The sequence below is a fragment of the Ruegeria sp. genome (assembly GCF_028066395.1).
GTDB lineage: Bacteria > Pseudomonadota > Alphaproteobacteria > Rhodobacterales > Rhodobacteraceae > Ruegeria.
The window spans coordinates 11517-19009 of the sequence record NZ_JALCBM010000014.1 but is presented as its reverse complement, the minus strand read 5'-3'; the positions used below and the strand labels follow the sequence as shown (position 1 = coordinate 19009).

The 7493-nt window shown below is 59.2% G+C and carries 8 protein-coding genes; all 8 read right to left on the bottom strand.

Going from position 1 to position 7493, the window contains the following annotated elements; translation table 11 throughout:
- Positions 1-481: 481 nt before the first annotated feature.
- Complete coding sequence (locus MPJ51_RS06655; RefSeq protein WP_298383596.1) at positions 482-1561, bottom strand: hypothetical protein; 1080 nt, start codon at positions 1559-1561, stop codon at positions 482-484.
- Positions 1562-1693: 132 nt separating this feature from the next.
- Complete coding sequence (locus tag MPJ51_RS06650) at positions 1694-2116, bottom strand: hypothetical protein (RefSeq protein WP_298383593.1); 423 nt, start codon at positions 2114-2116, stop codon at positions 1694-1696.
- A 181-nt stretch (positions 2117-2297) separates the two neighbouring features.
- Positions 2298-2765 (bottom strand): Hsp20 family protein, encoded by a 468-nt coding sequence (locus MPJ51_RS06645; RefSeq protein ID WP_298383590.1) that lies wholly within the window; start codon positions 2763-2765, stop codon positions 2298-2300.
- Between the two features lie 124 nt (positions 2766-2889).
- Positions 2890-3705 carry a trypsin-like serine protease gene (locus MPJ51_RS06640; RefSeq protein WP_298383587.1) on the bottom strand — a complete coding sequence of 272 codons (816 nt, stop codon included), beginning with the start codon at positions 3703-3705 and terminating at the stop codon, positions 2890-2892.
- Positions 3702-4475 (bottom strand): trypsin-like peptidase domain-containing protein, encoded by a 774-nt coding sequence (locus MPJ51_RS06635; RefSeq protein ID WP_298383584.1) that lies wholly within the window; start codon positions 4473-4475, stop codon positions 3702-3704. The genes MPJ51_RS06640 and MPJ51_RS06635 overlap by 4 nt, the downstream gene beginning before the upstream one ends.
- 110 nt (positions 4476-4585) lie before the next feature.
- Positions 4586-5902: a glycolate oxidase subunit GlcF gene (gene glcF, locus MPJ51_RS06630; RefSeq protein WP_298383581.1), complete on the bottom strand. Its 1317-nt coding sequence runs from the start codon at positions 5900-5902 to the stop codon at positions 4586-4588.
- Between the two features lie 4 nt (positions 5903-5906).
- A complete protein-coding gene (gene glcE, locus MPJ51_RS06625; RefSeq protein WP_298383578.1) occupies positions 5907-6998 on the bottom strand; it encodes a glycolate oxidase subunit GlcE in 1092 nt (363 codons plus the stop codon).
- Positions 6999-7061: 63 nt separating this feature from the next.
- On the bottom strand, positions 7062-7493 hold a 432-nt coding region (locus MPJ51_RS06620; protein WP_298383574.1), incomplete at its 5' end, for an FAD-linked oxidase C-terminal domain-containing protein.

The window sequence follows — 7493 nt, the reverse complement described above, 5'->3', positions numbered from 1 at the left end:
TGCGGAAATAGCGGCGCGAGGCGAAGGTGTCGGTCAGGCCGACATGGTCTTGGGTGGGGTTAGTCATCGAGTAAGTCTGTGCGCTCCAATCGCATCCGACAGTCCTCAATCTGGCTGAGGAGAATAAAGAGATAAAGACCGACTACACCGCTCCAAGGAAGCCCCCAATGTAAGAACAAAGAACTTCCAATTAGCATGCCCAAAAACGGAAGCGCCCATTTCTTTCGGTATTTCCTCCACAAACGTCTGGAGCATATCGCTTCTGCAAATGGCATGCGACGGTCTGGTTCCACGAAACCGTATTTTTCAGGGTTCACCATCCAAGCAATGTACAACGATACCGCAAGCATCGCCCAAACCGCAAAGACACTCAAATTTGGTATTGCTGCAGTCAGCCCAATGACAAAAGCTAACAAGAACAAGGTGAAGAGAATTATTGGAATGGAGACGAGTAAGTTACGTTTTGAAAACCGCAAGCGCCTCAACCCCCATACAAATTCTTATCATGCTTCTCGACAATCGAGGCAAACCGGCGGGCAAAGCGTTCATCCGCCTTGGCCTTTTTCTCCAGCACGTCGCGGGCAAAGACCATGTGGTCCTCATGCGCTTCAAGCATGTCGGCCATTTTCTGGTTGGTCGCGGTGCCGATGGCGGCCATGGCCGTTTGCGCCTCTTGGTCGGTCTGCACGCCGATCTCGTTGATGCGGTGAGCCACGTCCTGCTGCTGCGCGGTTTTCAGCGATTTGGTCAGGGCGTCATACAGCACCACGCGCTGTTGCGTGTCTGTCTGCAGCTTGTTGATCAGCACCATCTGCGTCGCTGCCTGATTTTGTAGGGAGTCGACCCAAGTTTTGCCCTTTTCGATATAGCGCTCCAAGGTCTGCGACTTGGCCAGCTTGACCTGCTCTTCCTGAACCTTTGCGTTGTATTGCTTGTTCAGCTCGGCCAGTTCGGTTTCCAGCTGAGTACGCGCGGCGGCGTCCTGTTCGACACTGATCTTGTTTTCCAGCGTGATGATCGTCGGGTCCATGCCCTGAATCTCGGCCCGCAGTGCTTCCAGTTCAGCCACGGTCGCCTCACGGTCGTCCAGTGTGACGGTCAGGTTGTCCTCAACCTTGACGCGCTGTTCTTCCAGCACGAACAGTTGCCCTTCCAACAGCTTCACGATCACGTCCGACTTGGCGATCAGGTCCTGCAGCTTGTCATCGATATTGGCAGTGCGCATGCGCTCCTGCCGCATCGACTCGGATTTACCTTTCGCGAAGATACCGACAAAGGACTCCCACCCGGTTTTCGAGCGCATCTCGTCGAAATCCTTGGAGAACGCGTTGGTCACATCGTCCAAACCCATGATCAGTTCGGCGATGTTGGCGTTCATCACCTCGGTATGGGCGTGCACATCCTCAAGAGTGGCGTTTTCGATGTCGATATCCGCCTCGGCCGTGCCGATCTTGGCGCGCGCGGCCTCAATCCGGCTGGTCAGCCCTTCGATCTGTGACTGGCTTTCGCGGACCTTGGTTTGCGTTTCCTGAATCAACGCTTCGAATTGCTGGTTCGACATCTCTGCTATCCCTATTTTTCTTATCTACCCAATAAGATAGGGAATGTTACGTCTGTTTACATCCCTTTGGGCCCTAAAATCCTGCGCAGATTGGCAAATTCGGGCGGGAAAAGATAGATGGGCCGCGCTGACCTAGTAATTCGAATACCGAAAGTTCACGACCTGATCGTTCTGAATGGCGCAATGGGCCTTGATATAGCTGCGCGCATCGGACGCGTCGGACGAACGAGCGACCTCCAGATCGATCAAATCGATCCCATCCGCGTTTGTGGTGTAGGACAGGGTGCGTTCGAAATCCACGGCGTAATACCCCTGATTGGACATCGCCGTATGGGTGCGGTGCATGCACAGGCCAACAGCGTTTTCCTCGGGCGATACGTCGGGGTGTTTCTGATAGGGCGCCCCGTGCTTGTGGTGATGTTCGGCAATCGAGGCACCCAGCACCCCAAGCGCCACTCCGGCGATGAACTTCCCTGCGTCATCCGCCTGCGCTGCGGGCGCTGTCAGGGTGAACAGCACACAGGCTGTGGTGGTGAGAAAAGTTCTGGGTCGCATCGGTTCCGTTTCCTTCCTGCCGTCAAAGTCAATCGCTTGTCCCGAAAGCCTAGCCGAAGAGAAACCCGTATTTCCAGAATATTGCTGCACAAAGACAACGCCCCGCGTCTGGAGGAACGCGGGGCGCGCGTGGCGCGACAATCCTGGGAGGACGTGGATAATCGCGCGTTTGTCAGAGACCTCAGTTCACGGCCTGCGCGTCGACCACGTCTTTTTCGATGGCCTTGGCCGAGGAAATCTCGATCCGGCGCGGTTTCAGCGCCTCGGGCACTTCGCGCTTCAGGTCGATGTTCAGCATGCCGTTTTCATGGCTGGCGCCGGTGACGCGCACATGATCGGCCAGGGCAAAGCGGCGCTCGAACGCGCGGGTGGCGATGCCACGGTGCAGATAGCTGCGGTCCTTGTCCTCGGCGGCTTTCTTGCCAGCAACGATCAGGGAGTTTTCTTTCACTTCGACCGACAGGTCGGCTTCGGCGAAACCGGCGACGGCCACGGAGATTCGATAGGCGTCGACGTCGGTTTTTTCGATGTTGTAGGGGGGATAGCTGGGCTGGGCCACGTCATTGGTCAGAACACGGTCCATCATGTCTGCGATCTGGTCAAAGCCAATGGTGGCGCGGTGCAGCGGCGCAAAGTCAAAACTACGCATGGGTATAATCCTCATATATTGAGCGATTTACGTTATGTGCCCTCCGTTCGGACGGGCGGTGATGTTGCCGGACCCCGTTTGTGGCGATCCGGTACAAATCACATGGGGAAGGGTTTGGCGCAGTTCAACCCCCGCCCGAACTGATGAATTTCGCGCCCGAGCTGGACTTGTCCGCCCCGACCTGCAAGCGACGGATCGCGGCCTTTGGTTTCGGCGCGGTGCTGCGCAGCTTTGCGCGAAGCTCCGAGACAATGTCGTCCAGCTCCATGCCATAGCCAACCTTGCCGCGGCGATCGACACCAACGGCAGAGACAACGGACAAGATCTGCCAGCGCGAGCCGTTTTTGGCCAGAATGGCCGACCCGGACGACCCAAAGGTGATGTCGCAGTTGAAACTGATCAGCCCCTGTTGCCGTTGCAGAATGCGACAGGACCGTTCGCGCGTGATCGCCTCGGACCGCCCGCGCCCGTAGGAGGCGATGCTGATTTCCCTGCCCTGCGCCCGCCCGTCATGCAGCGCAAATGGATTGGCAACCGAATGCGGAATCGGCGAATCCAGCCGCATCAGAGCCACATCCGCCCGCACACTGGCCGCCGTGAGCGGATCGTTAACGCGGTAATCGGGATGCGCCACGATCTGCACGACCTCACGCTCGGCCAGCGCTTCATCGTGGCTGAGACCGGCGCGGAATGTGACCTCACCCGGCAGGTAGGGATTGCCGGTTTTCTTGTCCAACGCACAATGTGCTGCTGTCAGCACCAGATCCTGTGCGATCAGGGTGCCGGTGCAGTAGGATTCGGTTCCAACATCCAGCCGCCCGATCGCCTCCCACCCGTACAGGTCGTCCCGATCGGTCAGCTTGCGTTTGTCGCTTTGCGCCTGTGCGGCGGTGGTCACTGTGGACACACAGAGAAATGCAGTCAGTAGAAATCTTTTCACGGCCTGATAAACCTCGCCCCTATATTCTTGTTTGCCCCAGTTGTTGAGGCCCCGAACCCGCGTCCGGCGGACAATTCCGCCTGCAACAGCTGCAACGCGCCCTCAACCGGGGTGCCCAGCGCGACGCTCTGCCCACTCATCTCGGCTTTGGCCGAGACCACGGACACGATGCGCGGGCTGTCGCCGGAAAAGGAAAACACCGGCGCGCCCGAGGACCCCAGATCGACATCGCAGGACATCACCAACACGCCTGACTGACGGCTGACGATGGAACAGACCTCTTGTAGGGATGGCGCCTCGGACCGGTCCTGTGCGTAGGAAACAACGCCAACCTCATCCCCGCGCCCGGGCCGGTTTCCGGTTTCGAACGGGGTGACCGAGATATTGCGCACGGGCTGCCACAGCTCGATCAGCGCAAGATCGTGGCGCACCCGCTCGGCCGAGGTTTCGCGGTCAAACTCATAATCAGGATGGATCACCGCCTGCCGCGCCGCCCGATAGGCCAGGGCACGGCCCAGTCGCCACCCCGCCAGAAACTGGATTTTCGCCGGGTCGATCCGCTGCCGGGTCCTGCGATCAAACAGGCAATGCGCCGCCGTCAGCACCAAAGTGGGTGAAATCAGCGTCCCCGTGCAAAACCCGGTGCCTTCCATATCCAGCCGCCCGACGGCCATCCATTGACGGCCGGAATCCGTGGTATCGAGGCTTTTCAACCCGCTATCCTGTGCCATTGCCGTCATCGGCAGCACAGTCAGAGCAAGGGCTGTCATCCAGTTGCGCACGCGACTCTCCGGTCCTGAGTTCAGACCATCTGTCTTACGCAATCGGTGGGGCGAAAATAGGGCAGTACATCCGCTTGAGCAGTCTGGGGAAGGGGGCCTTAGCGCAGGATCGGTACGTCCTGCTTTACGCGCTGCCACAAGGCACGCGGCTCGGGTCCGCCGGTGGCCCAATCCAACAACTCGACGGTGTGCAGAACCGGAACACCGGTGCCCGAGCCGATCTGGACCATGCACCCGATATTTCCAGCCGCGATAACGTCCGGTTTCTTGGCCTCCAGCGTGCGGACCTTGCGATCCTTCAGCTTGGCCGAAATTTCGGGCTGCATCAGGTTGTAAGTGCCCGCGCTTCCACAACAGAGATGACTGTCAAACGGCTCTAACACGGTAAAACCGGCAGTTTTCAGCAAATCCTTGGGATGGGATTTGATCTTCTGCCCATGCTGCAGGGAACAGGCGGCGTGATAGGCCACAACCATCCCTTTGTCGGCGCCTTCCGGCAGCTCCAGTTGCACCAGTAACTCACTGATATCCATCGCCATGGCCGACACCCGCGCCGCATCCGCAGCCAGCGGATCATTGCGGAACATATGCCCGTAATCCTTGACCGTGGTCCCGCAGCCCGAGGTGTTGATGACAATCGCATCCAGCCCGTCTCCATCCATCTCGCGCGTCCAAGCGCGGATGTTGGTCGCTGCCGCCGCATGGCTTTCACGCGTCTTGCCCATGTGATGCGTCAAAGCCCCACAGCACCCCGCGCCCTCGGCCACAACCACCTCACACCCCAACCGGGTCAGCAACCGGATCGTGGCATCGTTGATGTCGGTGTTCAGCGCCTTTTGCGCGCAGCCGGTCATCAACGCCACCCGCTTTTTGCGCGCGCCCTTGGCCGCAAAGTTTTGCGGGTCATCATTGCGACTGACCGGAGGGATATGTTTCGGCGCCATATCCAGCATCGCCCGCAACCGCGCATCCGGCATCAGAAACCGAAACGGACGCCCCAACCGTGCCCCGATCAACGCCCAACGGAAACGCATCGGATAAGGCAAAATCTGCGCCAGCACCCACCGCAACACACGATCCGAGAGCGGGCGCTTATAATTCGCCTCAATATATTCCCGCGCGTGGTCCACCAGATGCATGTAATGCACGCCCGAGGGGCAGGTGGTCATACAGGCCAGACAGGACAGACAACGGTCGATATGTTTGACCGTCTTCTCATCTGGGACACGGCTGTTTTCCAGCATGTCCTTGATCAGATAGATGCGCCCGCGCGGGCTGTCCAACTCGTCCCCCAACACCTGATAGGTGGGGCAGGTCGCGGTGCAAAACCCGCAATGCACGCAGTTCCGCAGGATTTCATTCGACCGTTGGATGGCCGGGTCTTGCAGCTGTTTTTCGGTAAATGTCGTCTGCATCGTTCTACCTCATCAGCCCCGGATTAAACATGCCCCGCGGATCGAATTTCTGCCGTAGCCCCTGTGTTAGAGACGAAATCAAGGCATTTTCCGGCTGAAATCGCCCCAACGCATCAAACGTCTCTGGCGCGGCGCGCACCAGTGTTGCATGGCCGTCAAACGCGCCCAGACGCGCCCGCAAATCAACGCCTTCAGGGACAAGAGCCCAAATCAATCCACCACCCCAATCCAACAGAGTTTTCGTAGCCCCAGCCCGTGCGACAATCTCTGCTGCGTCTCCCGGTTTTGTGGAAACACGCCAGACATCGCCCCCGTGATCAGCAAATCCACGCACGTCACGGATGGATGACCACGCCAAGTCACTCTCAGTCACGTCCCCCGACCCGCCCAACGCAGTGCGCAGCCGATCAGCGCGATATGCAACCGAATCCTCAAACCCTTCAACCCGCAGATAGGCACGGCCCTCCTCGGGATCGAAGGCCGCCCCTGACACTTCAAAGGGCAATTTCATAGCCTGTGAAAGGGTTTTTATCGCCTGATCCGCGCTCGCGACTGCAACAGCCAAGGTCACCGCCGCCTCGGGCCGTGGCAGAACCTTCAACGACACCTCGGTCAAAACGCCCAACGTCCCCCAGGACCCCGCCATCAACTTGACCAGATCATAGCCGGTGACGTTCTTCATCACCCGGCCACCGTTTTTGATCACCTGTCCGCGTCCATCGACAAATCGTACCCCAAGCAGGAAATCCCGGCACGCCCCGGCCTGAATCCGCCGCGGACCCGAGATATTGGCCGCCACCACACCTCCAATCGTCGGCTCTCCCGTGCTGCCCAACAAAACGCGATAATCCGCAGGTTCGAATGCCAGCTGCTGGTTCTCCGCCGCCAACGCGGCCTCAATATCGGCCAGCGGAGTCCCCGCCCGCGCCACCAGTGTCAGCGCGCCCGGCTTATACAGGGTGATCCCGCTCAGCCCATCGGTGTGCAACACCTCACCCGGCCCGGTTACCCCGCGCGTGCCACCCCCCACAATCCGCACCGGCCCGGTCAAACCGGCCACCATCTTGGCCAGTTCGGCCTCTGTCTCAGGTCTCATATCGCTTCTTCTGTTCAAAAATACCTCGGGGGAGTCGCGCCTGCGCGACGGGGGCAGAGCCCCCTATTCAGCGGCCATCCGACGCGCCTCGGACACGTCCAGCGGAAACACCTTGGCCGGATTCAGCAACCAATCGGGATCGAACACATCCTTGACGGCCATCTGCGCCTCAAGGTCCTGCGGAGCATATTGGTGATGCATCAGATCGCGTTTTTCGATCCCCACCCCATGCTCGCCGGTCAGACATCCACCCGCATCAACGCACAGCTTCAGGATTTCGGCCCCAAACGCCTCGCATTTCTCCAGATCGCCCGGCTTGTTGGCGTCAAACAGGATCAGCGGATGCATATTCCCGTCGCCCGCGTGGAACACATTGCCCACCGGCAGGCCGTATTGCTCACTCATCTCACCAATCCGGCGCAGCACCATCGGCAGCGACGTCACCGGGATCGTCCCGTCCAGACACATGTAATCGTTGATCTGCCCCATCGCGCC

Bases quoted from the DNA above. Each gene is read 5' to 3' on its own strand.
- MPJ51_RS06655 (WP_298383596.1), bottom strand. From the start codon at position 1,561: ATGTCGAACCAGCAATTCGAAGCGTTGATTCAGGAAACGCAAACCAAG.
- MPJ51_RS06650 (WP_298383593.1), bottom strand. From the start codon at position 2,116: ATGCGACCCAGAACTTTTCTCACCACCACAGCCTGTGTGCTGTTCACC.
- MPJ51_RS06645 (WP_298383590.1), bottom strand. From the start codon at position 2,765: ATGCGTAGTTTTGACTTTGCGCCGCTGCACCGCGCCACCATTGGCTTT.
- MPJ51_RS06635 (WP_298383584.1), bottom strand. From the start codon at position 4,475: ATGACAGCCCTTGCTCTGACTGTGCTGCCGATGACGGCAATGGCACAG.
- glcF (WP_298383581.1), bottom strand. From the start codon at position 5,902: ATGCAGACGACATTTACCGAAAAACAGCTGCAAGACCCGGCCATCCAA.
- glcE (WP_298383578.1), bottom strand. From the start codon at position 6,998: ATGAGACCTGAGACAGAGGCCGAACTGGCCAAGATGGTGGCCGGTTTG.